At 54.0% G+C, this 17,486-nt stretch carries 19 protein-coding genes; 9 read left to right on the forward strand and 10 right to left on the reverse strand.

Annotated features, from left to right (window positions below):
* Positions 1-408: 408 nt before the first annotated feature.
* Positions 409-972, reverse strand: a complete 564-nt coding sequence (gene gmhB, locus ACMV5I_RS27535) for a D-glycero-beta-D-manno-heptose 1,7-bisphosphate 7-phosphatase (protein WP_021179944.1) — start codon at positions 970-972, stop codon at positions 409-411.
* Between the two features lie 186 nt (positions 973-1,158).
* Between gmhB and metN the strand changes: the two genes are divergently transcribed.
* The 7 genes from metN (at position 1,159) to ACMV5I_RS27570 (ending at position 7,748) form a co-directional block, all read left to right on the forward strand.
* Complete coding sequence (metN, locus tag ACMV5I_RS27540) at positions 1,159-2,190, forward strand: methionine ABC transporter ATP-binding protein MetN (protein ID WP_024485560.1); 1,032 nt, start codon at positions 1,159-1,161, stop codon at positions 2,188-2,190.
* On the forward strand, positions 2,183-2,836 hold the full coding sequence (locus tag ACMV5I_RS27545) for a methionine ABC transporter permease MetI (protein ID WP_021179942.1): 654 nt from the start codon (positions 2,183-2,185) through the stop codon (positions 2,834-2,836). The genes metN and ACMV5I_RS27545 overlap by 8 nt, the downstream gene beginning before the upstream one ends.
* 98 nt (positions 2,837-2,934) lie before the next feature.
* Positions 2,935-3,750 carry a MetQ/NlpA family lipoprotein gene (locus ACMV5I_RS27550; protein WP_024485561.1) on the forward strand — a complete coding sequence of 272 codons (816 nt, stop codon included), beginning with the start codon at positions 2,935-2,937 and terminating at the stop codon, positions 3,748-3,750.
* 117 nt (positions 3,751-3,867) lie between these two features.
* The gene (gene rcsF, locus ACMV5I_RS27555) at positions 3,868-4,272 is read left to right on the forward strand and encodes an Rcs stress response system protein RcsF (RefSeq protein ID WP_024485562.1); all 405 of its coding nucleotides are present in this window, start codon (positions 3,868-3,870) and stop codon (positions 4,270-4,272) included.
* Positions 4,269-4,976: a tRNA (N6-threonylcarbamoyladenosine(37)-N6)-methyltransferase TrmO gene (gene tsaA, locus ACMV5I_RS27560; protein WP_414825767.1), complete on the forward strand. Its 708-nt coding sequence runs from the start codon at positions 4,269-4,271 to the stop codon at positions 4,974-4,976. The genes rcsF and tsaA overlap by 4 nt, the downstream gene beginning before the upstream one ends.
* Before the next feature lie 121 nt (positions 4,977-5,097).
* Positions 5,098-6,816: a proline--tRNA ligase gene (proS, locus tag ACMV5I_RS27565; protein WP_202672099.1), complete on the forward strand. Its 1,719-nt coding sequence runs from the start codon at positions 5,098-5,100 to the stop codon at positions 6,814-6,816.
* A 65-nt stretch (positions 6,817-6,881) separates the two neighbouring features.
* Positions 6,882-7,748 carry a YaeF family permuted papain-like enzyme gene (locus tag ACMV5I_RS27570; protein WP_024485565.1) on the forward strand — a complete coding sequence of 289 codons (867 nt, stop codon included), beginning with the start codon at positions 6,882-6,884 and terminating at the stop codon, positions 7,746-7,748.
* Positions 7,749-7,823: 75 nt separating this feature from the next.
* On the opposite strand, the gene nlpE is transcribed toward ACMV5I_RS27570, so the two are convergent.
* The 3 genes from nlpE to ACMV5I_RS27585 are packed head-to-tail and all read right to left on the reverse strand — an operon-like array spanning position 7,824 to position 9,517.
* A complete protein-coding gene (gene nlpE / locus ACMV5I_RS27575) occupies positions 7,824-8,510 on the reverse strand; it encodes an envelope stress response activation lipoprotein NlpE (protein ID WP_261261175.1) in 687 nt (228 codons plus the stop codon).
* A 41-nt stretch (positions 8,511-8,551) separates the two neighbouring features.
* Entirely contained in the window at positions 8,552-8,965 is a 414-nt protein-coding gene (arfB, locus tag ACMV5I_RS27580; RefSeq protein WP_024485567.1) for an alternative ribosome rescue aminoacyl-tRNA hydrolase ArfB, read from the reverse strand.
* 3 nt (positions 8,966-8,968) lie between these two features.
* Positions 8,969-9,517 carry a YaeQ family protein gene (locus tag ACMV5I_RS27585; protein WP_021806096.1) on the reverse strand — a complete coding sequence of 183 codons (549 nt, stop codon included), beginning with the start codon at positions 9,515-9,517 and terminating at the stop codon, positions 8,969-8,971.
* A gap of 214 nt (positions 9,518-9,731) precedes the next feature.
* Between ACMV5I_RS27585 and ACMV5I_RS27590 the strand changes: the two genes are divergently transcribed.
* Together ACMV5I_RS27590 and rof are read left to right on the forward strand one after the other, a co-directional pair.
* Positions 9,732-9,932: a YaeP family protein gene (locus tag ACMV5I_RS27590; protein WP_024529521.1), complete on the forward strand. Its 201-nt coding sequence runs from the start codon at positions 9,732-9,734 to the stop codon at positions 9,930-9,932.
* The gene (gene rof / locus ACMV5I_RS27595) at positions 9,925-10,182 is read left to right on the forward strand and encodes a Rho-binding antiterminator (RefSeq protein ID WP_411568558.1); all 258 of its coding nucleotides are present in this window, start codon (positions 9,925-9,927) and stop codon (positions 10,180-10,182) included. The genes ACMV5I_RS27590 and rof overlap by 8 nt, the downstream gene beginning before the upstream one ends.
* A 51-nt stretch (positions 10,183-10,233) precedes the next feature.
* Here the strand turns inward: rof and ACMV5I_RS27600 are convergent, their stop codons facing one another.
* The 6 genes from ACMV5I_RS27600 to ACMV5I_RS27625 all read right to left on the reverse strand — a co-directional run.
* Positions 10,234-10,548, reverse strand: a complete 315-nt coding sequence (locus tag ACMV5I_RS27600; RefSeq protein WP_021179932.1) for a c-type cytochrome — start codon at positions 10,546-10,548, stop codon at positions 10,234-10,236.
* Positions 10,549-10,558: 10 nt separating this feature from the next.
* Complete coding sequence (gene tilS, locus ACMV5I_RS27605; protein ID WP_414825768.1) at positions 10,559-11,884, reverse strand: tRNA lysidine(34) synthetase TilS; 1,326 nt, start codon at positions 11,882-11,884, stop codon at positions 10,559-10,561.
* A 56-nt stretch (positions 11,885-11,940) separates the two neighbouring features.
* The gene (dtpD, locus tag ACMV5I_RS27610; protein ID WP_261261173.1) at positions 11,941-13,401 is read right to left on the reverse strand and encodes a dipeptide permease DtpD; all 1,461 of its coding nucleotides are present in this window, start codon (positions 13,399-13,401) and stop codon (positions 11,941-11,943) included.
* Positions 13,402-13,460: 59 nt separating this feature from the next.
* A complete protein-coding gene (gene cadA, locus ACMV5I_RS27615) occupies positions 13,461-15,599 on the reverse strand; it encodes a lysine decarboxylase CadA (RefSeq protein WP_024485570.1) in 2,139 nt (712 codons plus the stop codon).
* 96 nt (positions 15,600-15,695) lie between these two features.
* Positions 15,696-17,042: a cadaverine/lysine antiporter gene (cadB, locus tag ACMV5I_RS27620; protein WP_024485571.1), complete on the reverse strand. Its 1,347-nt coding sequence runs from the start codon at positions 17,040-17,042 to the stop codon at positions 15,696-15,698.
* A gap of 209 nt (positions 17,043-17,251) precedes the next feature.
* Positions 17,252-17,486: hypothetical protein (locus ACMV5I_RS27625; RefSeq protein ID WP_414825769.1), on the reverse strand; the 235-nt coding region annotated here is incomplete at its 5' end.

The following is a 17,486-nucleotide window of genomic DNA, read 5'->3' on the forward strand; positions in this document are numbered from 1 at the left end:
AATTAAAAGCTTGATTTGCTTCAACTCGTGAAGCGATGCTCGAAAATTAACTTTCGTAATAATTCATTCGCATGAATTACTGCTTGGTCACTCTTCAAGACTTGATATTTTTTTGCTACCGAAGTAGGTGGATATCGTCTTGTGAGTGCCCACACAGATTGTCTGATAAATTGTTAAAGAGCAGTGAGTTACGCGCTTTCGCTTGCTAACTCGAGGTGACGTATATTACGCTTCCCTCTTTCAGAGTCAACCTTAATTTCAGGTTTTTTCTCTGCGACCCCCGGAGACTCTGTGAAGTTGTTCACATGTTCCGTGTCGATGGAGGCGCATTATAGGGAGCTGGTTCAGAATGACAAGGGATAATATGCACTTTTCTTCCGACCGCTCACTATTCATGCATAACGCTGCTTAAACCCGCTTTTTAATCGCTGCAGGCAGCTCTTGCAGGCTGTTTAGCACCCAATCCGCCGCTTTCTCACCTTCTTCAGTGACTGGCTTGCCGGTACGCACCAATACTTTAGTGCCTACCCCTGCCGCCGCGGCTGCCTGCATGTCCTCGATTTTGTCGCCAACCATATAAGAAGCGGCCAAATCGATATTCAGTTCTTTCTGCGCCTGTAACAACATGCCCGGCTGAGGTTTGCGACAATCACAAACCTGGCGATACTCTTCTATTACTGCCTCAGGATGATGTGGGCAGAAATAGATGCCGTCCAGATCGACATCGCGGTCGGCCATCGACCAGTCCATCCATTCTGTCAGACGCATAAACTGGTCTTCGCTAAATTTGCCACGGGCAATGCCAGACTGGTTGGTGACCAGCACCAGTGCGAAGCCCATGCTTTTCAGTTCGCGACAGGCGTCAATCACGCCATCAATAAACTGGAAATCATCTATTTCATGGACGTAGCCATGATCGATATTAATCGTGCCGTCACGATCTAAGAAAATTGCTGGAACGCGTTGTGTCACCGGTATGCTCCTGAAAGCCTGAAAACCGCCACAGTATCGCATGTTTTCGCCGAGACTGAGAATGATGAAGAATAGCGTTAACGTTGACTTAGACGTCTAGACGCCTTAACATCTGATCCAGACCTTGGCGCTGATCAAGGTCTCTCTTTATTAGGCCACGGCAACCAAGCTAAAAATAAGAAGAATATGATTAAACTTTCCAACATCACCAAAGTGTTCCAGCAGGGGTCGCGTTCCATTAGCGCACTCTCCGACGTGACTCTTCACGTTCCTGCCGGACAGATTTATGGCGTCATCGGTGCCTCAGGCGCCGGTAAGAGTACACTGATCCGCTGCGCCAACATGCTTGAGCGCCCAACGTCAGGTACCGTTCTGGTTGATGGCCAGGATCTGACTTCCCTGTCTGAAGGCGAGCTGACGCGCGCACGCCGCCAGATTGGCATGATCTTCCAACACTTTAACCTGCTCTCTTCACGTACGGTCTTCGGTAACGTTGCCCTACCGTTAGAGCTGGACAACACCCCACGCGCGGAAATCAAAAAACGCGTGGTCGAGCTGCTGGAGCTGGTTGGTCTGTCTGACAAGCACGATGCCTACCCTGCCAATCTATCAGGCGGCCAAAAGCAGCGTGTGGCCATCGCCCGTGCGCTGGCTAGCAATCCTAAAGTGCTGCTGTGCGACGAAGCGACCAGTGCGCTGGATCCCGCCACCACCCGCTCCATTCTCGAACTGCTGAAAGATATCAACCGCCGTTTGGGGCTGACCATCCTGCTGATCACCCATGAAATGGACGTAGTGAAACGTATCTGCGATCAGGTCGCAGTTATCAGCCAAGGTCAATTGATTGAGAAAGACAGCGTTAGCGAAGTGTTCTCCCATCCCAAGACGCCGCTGGCACAGCAGTTTATCCAAGCTACGCTGCATCTGGATATTCCGGACGACTACGCCGCGCGCCTGGTACCTGAGCGTACCGGAGGCCGTCAACCGCTGTTACGCCTGGAATTTACCGGCCGCTCGGTCGATGCACCGTTACTGTCAGAAGCGGCTCGTCGCTTTAACGTGAACAACAATATTATCAGCGCACAGATGGATTACGCTGGCGGCGTGAAGTTCGGCGTGATGCTGGCTGAGCTGCACGGCTCCGATGAAGATGCACAGGCAACGATTGAGTTCCTGCAAGAAAATCAGGTAAAAGTAGAGGTTCTGGGTTATGTCTGAGGCAATGATGTGGTTAATGGCACGTGGCGTGTGGGAAACCGTTACGATGACCTTTGTCTCCGGCTTCTTTGGCTTTGTTCTTGGCTTACCGGTTGGCGTACTGTTATATGTGACCCGCCCCGGGCAAATCATTGCCAACAATACCGTCTATAAGGTGTTGTCCGGGTTGGTGAACATTTTCCGTTCCATTCCGTTCATCATCTTGCTGGTCTGGATGATCCCGTTCACTCGCATGATCGTTGGCACCTCTATCGGTTTGCAGGCGGCTATCGTTCCACTGACCGTGGGCGCGGCTCCCTTTATCGCCCGTATGGTAGAAAACGCGCTGTTGGAAATTCCGTCAGGTCTGGTTGAAGCCGCTCGTGCCATGGGGGCAACCCCAATGCAAATCATCACCAAAGTGCTGTTGCCTGAAGCGCTGCCAGGTTTGGTGAATGCCGCTACCATCACGCTGATCACCCTGGTGGGCTATTCTGCAATGGGCGGTGCCGTCGGTGCCGGTGGCTTAGGTCAAATTGGTTATCAGTATGGATATATTGGTTATAACGCTACCGTGATGAATACGGTATTAATATTACTGGTGGTGCTGGTGTATCTGATCCAGTTTGGTGGCGACCGTATCGTGAAGGCCGTTACCCACAAATAACTTTACCCACGCGCTGACATCTACTCGATAGCTTTGCTGCATCTGGCAGGATAAAGAGTAAGGCGTATTTCATATGCGAGTCTAATTGAGGAAGGGATATGTCGTTAAAATTTAAATCCATCGCAACAATCGGCGCACTGATCGGTACTCTGGCTCTGGCCGGTTGTGGCCAGGATGAAAAAGATCCAAACCATATCAAAGTGGGTGTTATTGTCGGTGCTGAACAGCAAGTGGCTGAAGTGGCACAAAAAGTGGCAAAAGATAAGTATGGCCTGGACGTTGAGCTGGTCACCTTCAACGACTACGTGTTGCCAAACGAAGCCTTGAGCAAAGGCGATATCGATGTCAACGCCTTCCAGCACAAGCCTTACTTGGATCAGCAGATCAAGGATCGTGGTTATAAGCTGGTTACGGTGGGTAACACCTTCGTGTATCCGATCGCCGGTTACTCCAAAAAGATCAAATCCATTGATGAGCTGCAAGAAGGTTCACAGGTAGCACTGCCTAACGATCCAACCAACCTGGGCCGTTCACTGTTGCTGCTGGAAAAACAGGGTCTGATCAAGCTGAAAGACGGTGTTGGCCTGCTGCCGACCGTGCTGGACGTGACCGAGAACCCGAAAAACCTGAAGCTGGTTGAACTGGAAGCGCCACAGCTGCCACGTTCACTGGACGATCAGCAAATCGCTCTGGCCATCATCAACACCACTTACGCCAGCCAGATTGGTTTGACGCCGGCCAAAGACGGTCTGTTTGTTGAAGATAAAGACTCACCTTACGTCAACATCATGGTTGCCCGTGAAGATAACAAAGACGCGGAAAACGTGAAGAAATTCGTTCAGGCTTACCAGTCTGACGAAGTTAACGAAGCGGCCAACAAGATCTTTAACGGTGGCGCAGTAAAAGGCTGGTAATCATTCAATAGCCATTTTATTCCGATAATTGCAAGACGGGCTACGGCCCGTCTTGTTATTTGCGCCAGAGATTGCTTCAATAGCGCCACTTTGATTATAAAATGGCAGGGACTCTCAATGCGTGTTTTACCTCTCTGTTTGTTAGCGCTCGCGCTGACTGGATGCTCAACGCAGCACACGGCTCCATCCACAACAAACAGCACAACAACTACGGCCGCTCCCGCTCCGGTAAAAGCCACCCCAGCAGCCCGCCCCGCCCCGGTAAAACTGTACAAGAGTGCAGAAGAACTGGTCGGCAAGCCTTTCCGCGATTTAGGTGAGGTTTCTGGCGAATCCTGTCAGACCACGGTTCAGGACTCTCCGCCTAATCTGAATACCGCACGTAAGCGTATGCAGACCCGAGCTTCCTACATGAAGGCCAATGCGGTGCTACTGCATGACTGTCAGATTGTCAGCGGCGTCGCCGGTTGTTACCAGCAGGCCATCTGTCAAGGCTCTGCGCTTAACGTCTCTGCCAAATGACCGAATTTGTTTTTGAGCAGATCGGCACCATCCGTTCTCCGTATAAAGAGAAATTCGCGGTTCCCCGTCAGCCTGGGCTAGTTGAAGACGGCGGCGGCGAACTGGTGCTGTTGCCGCCTTACAATCAGCCCGAAGCGGTACGTGGTCTCAGCGAGTTCAGCCATCTGTGGGTGATGTTTGTGTTTCATCAAACCATGGAAGGAGGCTGGCGTCCTACCGTGCGGCCTCCTCGTCTGGGCGGCAATGCACGTATGGGCGTGTTCGCCACCCGTTCGACCTTTCGCCCTAACCCGTTGGGTATGTCCTTGATCGAACTGAAAGGCATACGGACTCAAGGGGGCGAGGTGGTACTGGAGTTGGGCAGCCTGGATTTGGTTGATGGTACGCCGGTGGTCGATATCAAACCCTATTTGCCGTTTGCCGAAAGCCATCCGCAAGCGCGAGCCGGTTTTGCTCAGGCGGCTCCGGCTGGTGATATGCAGGTGTATTTCTCACCCGAAGCGGAACAACAGCTGCAGCAACATTTGCGGCGCTACCCCAACCTGCGCCGTTTTATCACTCAGGTTCTGGCGCAAGATCCTCGCCCCGCCTATCGAAAAGAAGAAGCCAGCGGGCGCGAATATGCGGTATGGTTGTTGGAGTTCAACGTGCGCTGGCGGATCGTTGATAGTCAAAGCGAAGTGTTGTCGCTCGACGCCCGTTAAAATTCCGCCCGCTCTCTTTTGACAACCGGCTTGCGCTGGTAAACTAAACCACTTTTGAAAATTTTGGCGGCCAACCCTGGCAGCCCGATGCAATTTGCAGTTCTAACGGAACCAAAACACCATGCGTACAAGCCAATATCTGCTCTCCACACTGAAGGAGACACCTGCCGACGCCGAAGTGATCAGCCACCAGCTGATGCTACGCGCCGGGATGATCCGCAAGCTGGCCTCCGGTCTTTACACCTGGTTGCCGACCGGCCTGCGCGTTCTGAAGAAGGTTGAAAACATCGTTCGCGAAGAAATGAACAATGCTAACGCGATCGAAGTTTCCATGCCGGTTGTTCAGCCCGCAGACCTCTGGCTGGAAAGCGGCCGCTGGGAGCAGTATGGCCCGGAATTGCTGCGCTTTGTCGATCGCGGCGAGCGTCCCTTTGTGCTTGGTCCAACCCATGAAGAAGTGATCACCGATCTGATCCGCAACGAAATCAGCTCTTACAAGCAACTGCCGCTGAACTTCTTCCAGATCCAGACCAAATTCCGTGACGAGGTTCGTCCACGTTTTGGCGTGATGCGTTCGCGTGAATTCCTGATGAAGGATGCCTATTCCTTCCACACCACCCAGGAATCCCTGCAGGTCACCTACGACGCGATGTACGAAGCCTACAGCAAGATCTTTAACCGCATGGGTCTGGATTTCCGTCCGGTGCTGGCCGATACCGGTTCTATCGGCGGCAGCGCTTCACATGAGTTCCAGGTGCTGGCAGACAGCGGTGAAGACGATATCGTGTTCTCAACTGGTTCCGACTATGCTGCCAACATCGAGCTGGCCGAAGCGGTTGCCCCTGCTCAGCCACGTACTGCGGCAACGGAAGAACTGCGCATCATCGATACGCCGAACGCCAAAACCATCGCCGAACTGGTAGAGCAATTCCAACTGCCAGTAGAGAAAACGGTGAAAACCTTGATGGTGCACGCCCGTGAAGAGAGTGGCCACAAGCTGGTTGCCCTGCTGGTGCGCGGCGATCACGAGCTGAATGAAATCAAGGCCGAGAAGCTGCCACAGGTCGCGGTTCCACTGACTTTCGCCACGGAAGAAGAAATCCGTGCAATCGTCGGCGCAGGCCCAGGCTCCCTTGGTCCAGTCAACCTGCCGATCCCAGTGGTTGTCGATCGCAGCGTAGCCGCTATGAGCGACTTCGGCGCCGGTGCCAACATCGATGGCAAACACTACTTTGGCATCAACTGGGAGCGTGATTTGCCGCTGCCACAGAGTGCCGATATCCGTAACGTGGTGGAAGGCGATGCCAGCCCAGACGGTAAAGGTACGCTGCTGATCAAGCGCGGTATCGAAGTGGGCCACATCTTCCAACTCGGTACCAAGTATTCAGAAGCGATGAAGGCCACCGTGCAGGGTGAAGATGGCCGTAATCAAGTGCTGACCATGGGTTGCTACGGCATCGGCGTGACGCGCGTGGTGGCTGCGGCCATCGAACAGAATCACGATGACCGTGGCATTATCTGGCCGGACGCGATTGCCCCGTTCCAGGTAGCTATTCTGCCAATGAACATGCATAAGTCATTCCGCGTGCAGGCACTGGCTGAGGAATTGTACGATACCCTGCGTTCACACGGCATCGATGTGATCCTGGACGATCGTAAAGAACGCCCGGGCGTGATGTTTGCCGATATGGAACTGATCGGCGTACCTCACTCCATCGTGATCGGCGATCGTAACCTCGACAGCGAAGAAATTGAGTACAAAAACCGCCGTGTTGGCGAGAAGCAGATGATCAAAACCGGCGAAATCGTTGATTTCCTGCTGGGCCAGATCCAACGCTAATCGCTAGACAAAGCCCCCCAGATGGGGGGCTTTATTAATGGATGTTGTTGTTAAAGGATTAACTTATGCCATTACGCAGCCCCTCGGCTACCCGCCTGTTTGCTTTGCTTTCGGTGTTTTTGACCGGTTGCACCATGGACGTAGGCTTATCCGACCGTGAAAAACACTCCATCAATCCCGTCAACGTTCAGTTCCAATCGTTAAGCTCCGCCCCAGGAAAAACGCTGCGCGAAATCAATCAGGCCGACCTGCAAGAGGGAGACCTGCTGTTCTCCTCAACGATTGGTTTGAAATCACTCGGGATCCGTATCTTGAGTACTTCGTCAGTCAGCCATGTGGCCGTGTATATTGGCGAAGGCCAGGTTGCCGAAGCGGTAGGGGAAGGCGTGCAGATTATCAGCCTGAAAGACGCGCTGACCCATAGCGACAAGATGTTTGCTTTGCGCATCCCCGATCTGACACCGGAGCAGGCTAGCCAGATCCGCCAATTCGCCAGCCAAAAGGCCGGCAGCCGGTATAATTATCTGGGCATTGCCGAGATGGTGCCCTTTATGATGACCAAGCAGCTGTGTTCGCTGAACCCCTTCTCTGCCGATTTCCGCCAGCAATGTGTACAAGGCCTGGCCGCAGCCCAGCTCAAGTCGCCGACCGGCGCAGAGTCGTCCTATTTTTGCTCGGAGTTTGTGATTGCCGCGTTTGAAAACGCTGGGCATCCGTTGACGTTGGCCGCCCCTGGCTGGGTCAGCCCGGGCGATTTACTGCATATGCGTGAAGGGGATATTGCTACGCTGGCACCTAGCAAAGCGCTGGTTTACGTTGGCCATATCAAGCCGGGGATCTATTTACGTTCGCGGGCGCTGGCAAAAAACCAGCCAATCGCAACAGACCTGCCCTCATCAACCGATCAAATTAGCAGCCCCCTCATAAAATGAAGAGGCTCAAATTGATAACAAAGCTAAGCGGGCGCAGCATGCAGCGCCCCTACAAAGTGAGCTAGCCGCCGTTGGTCAGTTAGCACAGCTCTTGCTGTTGTCGAAAGCGATCTTGCCACCGGGCTCCGGGATCAGCGCTTTTTGCATCTGCCCTTCCTCCATGGAAGGCTGCACGCTGAAATGCCCGTTCAACATCAGGAATACCGGTTCGCCCGGCGCCCGTTGAGCCTTCAGATAGCCCTGCTCCAGCGCGATATTATTCGCTACTGGGAAGGTTTTGCCGGTGGCACAATCCTGGAATACCGCTGCATCAGCCATATAGGTATATAGCCCGGTCAATGGCATCGGCGTTTTCGGCAAGGATTTAGTGACCGGCGTCAGCACATAATTAAGCTGGGAGACAATCGGTGCCCCACTGCGGTCCAGCATTCTCAATTGCTTGCCTTCCGGGTGGAAATAGCGTTTTTCACCGTTGCTTTCGGTCAGCACCAGCTTATCCGCCGTACGCGCCCATGTGCCGTAGCTGGCAAAGGTTTGATCGCCACCTTTAGCGCCACGATAGGTTTCCTGCAACACAAAGGTGCCGTCCTCATCGAGGAACAGCGAGGTGTCCAACCCAGTGCAGTCCGCACAAGGCAATAAGCCCTGATAGCTCTGCTGCATCGGCTGAAGCGCTTGTTCTTTTGGCTGGTATTGATTGTTACATCCCAGCAATGAAAGGGCTCCTGCCGCTAAAAACAGGGCGATAGTTATTTGCTTCAAGTTATTCTCCTGTTGTCATCCATTGATATCCACGGCGTAGGCTAAGGCTGAACCTTGCCGCGCAGTGCCTTGGTGGCACCTTTGCGCACCTTGCCTTCAAGACGGCGTAATTTGGCCCCTTTGCTGGGTTTGGTTGCCCTGCGCGTCTTTTCGACCACCATCGCCTGCTGGATCAGCGCCACCAGCCGGGCCAGTGCCGCTTCACGATTCATTTCCTGGCTGCGATACTCCTGCGCTTTGATTATCACCACCCCATCACCGGTCACTAAATGATGATTAAGCGCCAGCAGCCGTTCTTTATAGTACTCTGGCAGGCTGGACGCCCGGATGTCAAAGCGCAAATGGATCGCCGTTGAGGTTTTATTCACATGCTGGCCACCCGCACCCTGCGCGCGGATCGCCGTTAATTCTATTTCGTTGTCCGGTATGGCTACGTTTCTTGACAGTTCCAGCACCGGTTATACCTGCGCCTGCTGCCATTCGGCAAATTGAATTTCCAGACTATTCTGAAGGTCTGACAGCCAGATGGTACCTTCCTGCAGCGTGGCCTGTAGCGTCATATTGCGGCTGGCTAACGCGGTCAAGCGGGACAGTTGTTCATCATCAAGAAAACGGATGCTCAGGTTCTTGTGGTTGGCCACCTTGCTCTGCATAGACTGCCACCAGACATGCCCGGCGCGATCGCCATAAGCGTAAAGCACCACCCGAGGTGACTGATTGCAGGCCTTTTTGATGCGTTTCTCATCCGGCAGCCCCAGCTCTATCCACATTTCCAGCCCGTTATGGTCGTTGCGCCGCCAGATTTCCGGCTCGTCTTCCGCACTCAGGCCTTTGGTAAACACCAGCCGTTCATCGGCATGGCAGATCCAGGCCAGCAGGCGCAGCATCATGCGCTGTTCGGTTTCTGAAGGATGCTGGGCCAGGGTGAGTGTGGTATCAAAGTAAAAGTGACGATCCATATCAGCGATATTGAGCGTGGCTTTGTAAATTGTTGCTTTCAGCGCCATGGGTAACCTCTTTATTAACAGGCCACATTGTACTTGATCAGGGCAGCCCGCAGCCAGCACGGGGAGCGCCAGAAGTGGACTAATGCCCAAAAAGAGGAACTAATAACTCACTAACACCTGTGCTATAGTCCTTTAGATAGGATTTAACCCCGAGTGTCTGTGCCTTATTGCAGCCTGCGTGGCGATAATGCAGAGATCCTAAAGGGAGGCCATTGTGCAACAATACTGTGAGTTAGTACGACGTTTTTACGCTCAGATCGGCAGTGGAGATCTAGGCTACGTGCCGGATGCACTAGCATGTGTGTTAAAGGCATTGGACGAGGTTGCCGCGAATAGCGAGCTACCGTCCTCCGTTAGGGAACAGGCGGCATTTGCCGCCGCTAACTTATTGGTGAGCGACCATGTTGATGAATGATGAGTACCAATCCATCAATTGCGATGACTATGAAAGCCTGGAACTCGCCTGTCAGCATAACTACATTCTGAAGCTAGAGTTACGCGACGGAGAGAAGTTCGAAGGCATTGCCACCGAGTTGAAATTTACCAAGGGCGTTGAGTACCTGATTGTCGAGCAGGCCGGTAGCGCTCTCAGCTTGCGTCTGGATCACATCCTCAGTTTCAGTCATCCGGAAATCGGTACCGTGGTTGTCAGCCTGTCAGACTGATATAGCGGTAACGCCATCTCCACAGGGCAGCCCAAGGGCTGCCCTCGTCATTTAAGGCTTCAGGCTGGCGTAATAGGCCGCCAGGTCGGCAATATCCTCATCCGACAACCCCGAGACATAGGCCTTCATTACTTCCGCCTGCCCGCCAGAGCGCTCCCCTTTCTTGTAAGCCTGCAAAGAGTGTTCCAGATACATTTGATTCTGCCCGGCCAGGTTCGGGTACATGGGTACCGAAACCTTGCCTTCCGCACCGTGGCAGGCCATGCAGCTGGCCGATTTATTCTTCCCTGCCGCCGCATCGCCCGCCGCCATGGCGGAAAAACTCAGCACGCTTGCCATCACTACCATTACGCTCACCAATTTCATTGCCCACTCCTCACAGCAGATTGTTATTATTTTTTTTCCAGCCAAGCCGCCAGGCCGGTTGCCCCGCAGACGCTTGCCCTTCCTCAGTAATAAATACGCCCACGGCAGCGATTAACTGCTCATCATAATAGACCAATGGGATACGTTCACGCTGCCACGGTGGAATAGCCAACTCTTGCCACAGTTTTTTGATCGGACGTGAACCGGCACGGCCAACAATCCGCACCCTGCCCTTGGCGGTAAAACGCACGCTGACCAACTCATGCTCTAAAGGGGCGCGTATCTGGCATTCACCTTCGCCCACGTACAGAGTACCCAGTCCGTCCGGTAACGCCAGTGGAGCCTCATTAGGCCAAGGCAATTGTGTGCCGCTCAGATCAGCCAACAGCGGTAGCAGATATAAGCGCTGGCGGAAACGGCGGATCTGGTAGTTCCCGAGTTGCAGCTGCGGTTCGGCATCTTCCCGGCTTAACGCCACTTCCTGCCATAGCCGATGCAAACCATCTCGCGCTGGCATAGTGACGCCAAACAGCCCAATCCAGCGCCGTAGCAAAGCATAGCGCCTGGCCGCAGAACAGGTAGCCAATTCGGCGATAGCGAGTGCGTTTTCGCCATCCAGCAGTTGGGTTAATTGCTCGACCAGCAGTTCATCCAGCAGTTGCTCCTGCTCGGCACATAATTCAGCGCTGCGCGCGGTGGCGGCAGCAAAATGCGGCCAACGCTGATTCACTATCGGCAGAACGTTCAGACGTAAGAAGTTGCGATCGAAACGGGGATCCTGATTGCTGTCATCCTCGATCCACTGCAGTTGATGCTGTTGTGCGTAGTCTTCCAACTGTTGACGAGATATTCCCAACAGCGGGCGCAATAAGGGATTATTACCCAACCGGGTTTGTGCGGCCATGGCAGACAGCCCCGCAGGGCCGCTGCCCCGTTTTAAGGCCAGCAAGAAGGTTTCACATTGATCGTCAAGATGCTGCGCCGTCAGCAAAGTCTCGTCTACGGCCAACGTTTCTGCAAAAGCGGCGTAGCGGGCCGAACGGGCCGCGGCCTCGATGCCCCCTGGCCGTCCCTCAAGCTGTACATGTTGTACCACCAGCGGTACCTGCCAGCGTTCGCATTGCTGCTGGCAATGTGCCACCCAATCATCGGCAAAACGGCTCAGGCCATGGTGGACATGCACCGCGCGCAGGGAAATGTCCGGTTGCTGCTGGCGCAATAGCACCAACAGGTGCAGTAGCACACTGGAATCCAGGCCGCCGCTGAACGCCAGCAGCAGTTGGCGTTCAGCCCCTAGATGGTCGGCAATCTGTGTCAGGAGGTGGTGAGTCTTCATCAATTGGGCTTAGTGACATCTACATAGCTGCACGTTAACCAGCCCACCGCCATCAATCAAGCATTAACCGCGCTATCATTGCGCCGAGTCATTCCCCACCACAACACCAGAGCCGCCAGCACCAAGGCGGCACAACCTGCAGCTCCCCAGCCAATCTGGGTGAAAACCTTGCCGTAAGCTTCAATCATCGCATTACCCAATTGGCTTTCGGTGGTCTGGTTGGCAATCAGGCCCGCGAGATAATTAGCCACAGAGCCGGTCGCCAGCATATAAATACCGGTCAACACGCCGGTGACGCCAGGAATATCCAACCGGGTGATTTGGGCCATCGCCACCGGATCGATAAACAGTTCGGCAAATCCCATCACCGCCAGTCCGGCTACCATCATCCCCATCGAGGCCTGGCCATGCAGTTCCCCCCAGCGCGCATTTAGCGCCATCAACATAAAGCCCACGGCAATCAGCAGCAGGCCAAAGGCAAACTTGCACCAGATGCGCACGGTCTGAGCGTTCCCCTGGTTGCCACGCATCAGCCAGGCCAGCAGCACGCCGCCCAGCATGACCGCAAAGGCGTTTACCGACTGGAACAGCGCCGTAGGCACCGACCAGGAGAACCATTGCCGGTCAACAAAGTGATCGATAAACAGGCTGATTGAACTGCCGCCCTGTTGTGCAAAGGCCCAAAACAGCGTTCCCAGCAGCATCAAGATGATGATTTGCCATAACCCCCGCCGTTGCTCACCGCTCACCTGCCAGAGAATACGCATGACGATCACCACCGCAGCGGCGCACACGACGCCAAGCAAATAGCCAGCCCAATCGTGAATGAACAACAGCGCGAAAAACAGCGGAGCAGACAACACCCCAGCTACCAGCCAGAACCAATGTGGCAAGCTTAGCGTAGTGGCCTGTATCAGCGGAATATTCACCCCACGCGTATGCCGAAAATGTTTACTCCCCGACAGGAAGATCATCAGCCCGGCAAACATCCCTATTCCCGCCAGCGCAAAGCCGACGTGCCAGCCATAACGTTCAGCGGCCAACCCACAGGCGATCGGAGCCAGGATGGAGCCAACGTTCCCCGCGGCATACAGCAGAGAAAACCCGCCTTCCCGCCGTGGGTCCTGCGCCTGATACAGTTCGCCCAACAGGCAACTGATATTGGATTTAAACAGGCCGTAGCCGCAGATGATGATGCCCAGCGCCAGGTAAAGAGAGTTGGCCGAGACTGCCCCCAGCCCCAGTACGATGTGGCCCAAGGTCATCAAGGCCGCCCCGGCAATCACCGAGACGCGGTTGCCCAACAGGCGATCGGCCAGCAGGCCGCCCAAAATGGGAGTGACATAAACCAAAGAAGCATAAGCGCTGAAAAGGGTAATGGCGTGGCTATCGGAATAGCCTAACTGGTGGGTCAGATAGAGGATCAGTAACGCGCGCATGCCGTAAAAACTAAAATACTCCCAGATTTGGATCGCAACGACATAGTAGATAGCGCGCGGCTGTGAGGGTGTTTTCATGGTGTACTCCCATCAGGATAACCAAGGGGAAAGCGTCTATGCTTTCCCCTGTGATGCCATTATTCCGCTTTCAGCACTTTCACCGTGTAGCGACCATCCGGCTGGCGGTAAGCCCCGTGAATATCAGTCTCAAAGCCCGGATAATGCGCGCCGATTTCACACAGCATTTGCAGGAACTCCAACACCGGGCGGCTTTCTTCGGTCAGCATTTCACCCGGCATCACCAACGGCACGCCTGGAGGATAAGGCAGGATCATATTGGCATTGACCTTGCCGACCATATCCTCCAGATAGACTTCCTCCACTTCGCCGTGCAGCTCTTTCTGGAAGGCGTGGTAAGGGTTCATCACCATGGTTGGCAGCACTTCGAACGCACGGTACATCAGGTCCGGCAGGTTGTGATGCTCGACCAGGCGATGGATGTTCTGTGCCAGATCCTGGATGCGCATGTTTTCATAGAACTCGGGCGCTTCCTGATACAGCGATGGCAGCATGTTTTTCACCCGCAGGTTCAAATCGAACGAGCGTTTGAAATCGGTCATCGCGCGCAGCAGGCTCAACGCTTTGGTTTTATCGATACCAATGCTGAACAGGAACAGCAGGTTGTACGGGCCGGTTTTCTCCACGATGATGCCGCGCTCATCCAGGTACTTGGCGACCAGACTGGCCGGGATACCGAACGGTTGCATCTCGCCTTCTTTGCTCATCCCTGGGGTGAGGATGGTCACCTTGATCGGGTCGAGATACATGTGTTCGTTATCGATGTTTTTGAAGCCGTGCCAGGCGCTGTCGGAACGCAGCGGCCAGCATTCTGGTTCATCGATATGCTCCGGCTGCCAGACGTCAAAGAACCAGCCTTCAGATTCCACTTTCAGCCGTTTGATTTCCTTACGGAACTTGATGGCGCGCTCGATGGAACCGTTAATCATGCGCTTACCGGCGTTGCCCTTCATCATCGCAGCGGCGGTTTCGGTGGACGCCACGATGCCATAATGCGGCGAGGTGGTGGTGTGCATCATATAGGCTTCGTTAAAGGTCTCTTCGTTGATGTCACCCTTAACGTGGATCATCGAAGCCTGCGAGAACGCCGCCAGCAGTTTGTGGGTTGACTGGGTTTCATAGATCACCTTGCCTTCAACCCGGCCCCCGCTCATGCCGCATTTGCCTTTGTAGATCGGATGGAAGTTGGTGTAAGGCACCCAGGCAGAATCGAAGTGGATCGATTTAACGTCCAGAGTTTCCTTGATGAAATCGGTGTTGTACAGCAGGCCGTCGTAGGTGGAGTTGGTGATCACCGCGTGCGCTGGCCAGCTGGCGTTCGGCGTTTCTTTCACCCGCTTGGCGATGGTGGCACGGCTGAATTCGCTCTGCGGGATGCCGCCGAGAATACCGTAGGCATTACGGGTTGGCCGGAAGTAGATCGGTGTGATGTCACTCATCATCATTAGATGGGTCAATGACTTGTGGCAGTTACGGTCGATCAGCACGGTGCTGCCTGCCGGAGCGGCATACATACCGACAATCTTGTTGGCGGTGGAGGTGCCGTTGGTCACCATGTAGCTGCGTTCGGCATTGAATACGCGGGAGATGTACTCTTCGGCCTCTTTGTGCGGGCCGGAGTGATCCAACAGCGAACCCAGTTCGGAAACCGAAATGGAGATGTCAGACTTCATGGTATTCGGGCCGAAGAAATCATAGAACAGGCTGCCTACCGGGCTTTTCTGGAAGGCGGTGCCGCCCATATGGCCTGGAGTACAGAAGGTATATTTGCCTTCACGCACGTATTTGAAAAGCGCCTTGGTCAGCGGCGGCAGGATGGCATCGATATACTCGTCGGTGTTCTGTTTGATCTTGGCGGCAATATCTTTTGCTGCGCCCAGCGCGTATTCGAAGAAGCGCACCTGCATGCGCAGATCGTTGAGGCTGACATCGAGCGTTGAATAGGTGTTGGCGAAGGCATACAGCGGCATGTATTCATTGAGCTGGCTGATCTCTTCACACAGCTCAAGATTGTATTTGTCCCAGTCGAAAATCACGCCGCACAGGCGGGCATTGTTTTCGATCAGCTTTAATAAATCTTCACGGTCATTAGGGTAGACGATGCGGAAGTCCAGGCTTTCCAGCGCCTGATGCAGTTCGCGGATCGGCTCTTCTTTGAAGTAGACACCCATGTGATTCATGATGGCAATAACGTTCATAATCATTTCTCCAGGCAAAGCGGGCCCCTTCCCGTCGCGGCTGACAGGTCGGAAAGAAAGGGGCTGGGTAAATTCAGTGGGTCAGAGCACGCAATCTCAGTGCGCTTTGGCCGTGGCGCTGTCGTTGACCGCTGCGGCTGCTTTGGCAACCTGGCGGGTATTCATTTTGCGGGCATAGAACATCAGGATGATCAGGCTGACGATAAAGGTGCCGGACAGCTCGAAGGAGTTGGCACCCATCAGGGCGATAAAGCAGAATCCACAGCCCAGTACCGACGCCACCAGGCTCAGCAGGTTACGCACGTTGACGCCTTCAAAGCGGATCAGGTCAACGCAGGAGTAGAAGTAAGGCAGCATGGTCAGCAGCACCGCAATCCCGGTCAGTTCACCGAACAGGTCGGAAGCTTTGCCGCCGCTGGAGTTCATCACGGTGATCAACACCATCAGCGCGGTCATTTTGCAGCTTGCCAACAGCAGGCCCTTCTTCGGAATGCCGTTTTTATCCAGTTCGCCATACACTTTCGGGAAGTTGCCGTCGTTAGCCGCACGCACCCCGGCCTGACCTACCAGCATCATCCAGGAACCCAACGAGGTCAGGCAGGCAAAGGCGGTGAAAGCGGAAACCATCGGGGCCGCCCAGTTACCCATAATGGCGGAGGCGCTGATGGCGAAGGGAGCACCGCTGGCAGCCATTTGCGCTGCAGGGAACATCCCGCTCATTACCTGAGTGGCAGCAATATAGATAATCCCTGCCAGGCCGGTACCGAGCATGGTCGCCAGTGGTACGGTACGTTTGGGGTTTTTTACCATCCCGGTGCTGACGGCGGCGGATTCAACGCCGATAAACGCCCACAGGCAGAGCAGGATACTTTTCACCACGGCATGGCTGTCGGTGGTACCCGAGGTATTCCAGTTGGCTTGATAGGTTGCAACATCAAACCAGTGCCAACCGGCCACGGCGGTGATCACTATCGGGATCAAGACCAGTACCAGACCCAGCGTGGTCAAGCGGCTGACCCAGGTGCCCCCCAGCAGATTGACAAAGGTGAATATCCAGACGATGGCAATACAGGCAATCCCGGCCGGAACTGGATTATTCAACGCGGGGAAGAAAGTAGAGAGATAAGAAACGGCGGTAATACCGATTGCCAGGTTACCGATCCAGTTGGCGTGATAGTAAAGCACCCCAGTCTGGAAGCCGAACGCCGGGGAGATTTCCCCCGCATAGGCAATTGGCCCACCCTGCTGCGGGTTTTTGGTCGCCAGGCGGGCGTAAACATAAGCCAATGACATCGCGCCGACGATAGAAATCACCCATCCCCAGATGGCGATAGATCCCAGACTTGCCAGGTTTGCCGGTAATAAGGCAATCCCGCTCCCCATCATATTACCGGCGACGACGCCGGTGCAGGCAATAAGCCCTATTTTCTTGGATGAAGCCATGGTCAGTTTCTCCTGATTATCGATGCTGATAAGTGCTGAGCATTAAGAGGCGAGATTAATGAACAGACTTGATAATCAGGATGCTAACGATAGGCCAAAATAAAGTCCTAAAGATAAGGTGAAATTACGCTCATGATCCTACAAATGATATCCGGAGGTTTTTAACTCACATATCAAGATCGCAGGATGAGCTAAAGAAAAGATAAATATCATTTAAAAACAATCAGATAAATTCTATGCGTAGCTGTAAATAATGGTGCAACAGATGGGAGCCATGCAGAACGCCGACACGCCGTAAACCCATCCTTGGGGGCTCGAATCGCGCATATATGGACGCTCCCGATAACGCCAGTGTTTTCTTGAAAAAGGTGAACAGGTATTGCAGGCATATATTCGGTTTCTTTCTGGGTCTTTACGACCCGAACCATGATGAAATCCGCCAGG

This window comes from Serratia sp. T13T92, assembly GCF_047530105.1.
GTDB classification, from domain to species: Bacteria; Pseudomonadota; Gammaproteobacteria; order Enterobacterales; family Enterobacteriaceae; genus Chania; species Chania fonticola.

Coding starts and splice junctions, on each gene's coding strand:
- ACMV5I_RS27545 (WP_021179942.1), top strand. CDS start 2,183: ATGTCTGAGGCAATGATGTGGTTAATGGCACGTGGCGTGTGGGAAACC.
- cadB (WP_024485571.1), bottom strand. CDS start 17,042: ATGGCTTCATCCAAGAAAATAGGGCTTATTGCCTGCACCGGCGTCGTC.
- rof (WP_411568558.1), top strand. CDS start 9,925: ATGAATGATGAGTACCAATCCATCAATTGCGATGACTATGAAAGCCTG.
- ACMV5I_RS27550 (WP_024485561.1), top strand. CDS start 2,935: ATGTCGTTAAAATTTAAATCCATCGCAACAATCGGCGCACTGATCGGT.
- cadA (WP_024485570.1), bottom strand. CDS start 15,599: ATGAACGTTATTGCCATCATGAATCACATGGGTGTCTACTTCAAAGAA.
- ACMV5I_RS27600 (WP_021179932.1), bottom strand. CDS start 10,548: ATGAAATTGGTGAGCGTAATGGTAGTGATGGCAAGCGTGCTGAGTTTT.
- tilS (WP_414825768.1), bottom strand. CDS start 11,884: ATGAAGACTCACCACCTCCTGACACAGATTGCCGACCATCTAGGGGCT.
- dtpD (WP_261261173.1), bottom strand. CDS start 13,401: ATGAAAACACCCTCACAGCCGCGCGCTATCTACTATGTCGTTGCGATC.
- metN (WP_024485560.1), top strand. CDS start 1,159: ATGATTAAACTTTCCAACATCACCAAAGTGTTCCAGCAGGGGTCGCGT.
- ACMV5I_RS27585 (WP_021806096.1), bottom strand. CDS start 9,517: ATGGCGCTGAAAGCAACAATTTACAAAGCCACGCTCAATATCGCTGAT.
- ACMV5I_RS27570 (WP_024485565.1), top strand. CDS start 6,882: ATGCCATTACGCAGCCCCTCGGCTACCCGCCTGTTTGCTTTGCTTTCG.
- rcsF (WP_024485562.1), top strand. CDS start 3,868: ATGCGTGTTTTACCTCTCTGTTTGTTAGCGCTCGCGCTGACTGGATGC.
- tsaA (WP_414825767.1), top strand. CDS start 4,269: ATGACCGAATTTGTTTTTGAGCAGATCGGCACCATCCGTTCTCCGTAT.
- proS (WP_202672099.1), top strand. CDS start 5,098: ATGCGTACAAGCCAATATCTGCTCTCCACACTGAAGGAGACACCTGCC.